At 31.4% G+C, this 516-nt stretch carries 1 pseudogene; it reads left to right on the forward strand.

Features of this window, described 5'->3' with window-relative positions:
* Positions 1-440: 440 nt before the first annotated feature.
* Positions 441-516: pseudogene (locus IDG60_RS27310) on the forward strand (hypothetical protein); the annotation flags it as partial.

Below are 516 nucleotides of genomic sequence, written 5' to 3' on the forward strand. Positions count from 1 at the left end.
CTTCAATCCATTAAATTAAAATGAATTGGTGAAGTGTATTTTAAATAGTCGGTAAAGGTGTGTATCTTTATCGGCTTATTTTAATACTCTGTCATAAGGAGCGTTTGCTCAGGGTGTGGATTATAAGTTTTAAGCAGAATAAACTTTCTTAATGAGGATGTCAGGACAACAACGAAAAAGTTAAAAACTGTTGCGGGATTGGGTTTAGGGACGGTTAGTGGAAGAAAGTTAAATTTATTAACAAGTGAAATGCCTAAGGTTAGATATTAAATGTCAGAACGGACAAAGAATAATAAGATATGTTTTCAATTAAATAGCGAAGTATTTATATGTTAAGATGATGTAAATTACATAGAAACGCTACCCGTAGAAGTACTGATCATAGAAATGCTGATAAACGTAAATTTGCAAACTCGATATTAAACAAAGGGGTTGTTATTATGGCATTAATAGTATCTAGAGCTATATTATTTTTGATTTTAGCATTAGCTTTTGGAATAGCGACTGTTTTTCCTG

The sequence above is a fragment of the Staphylococcus sp. EG-SA-2 genome, from assembly GCF_017152085.1.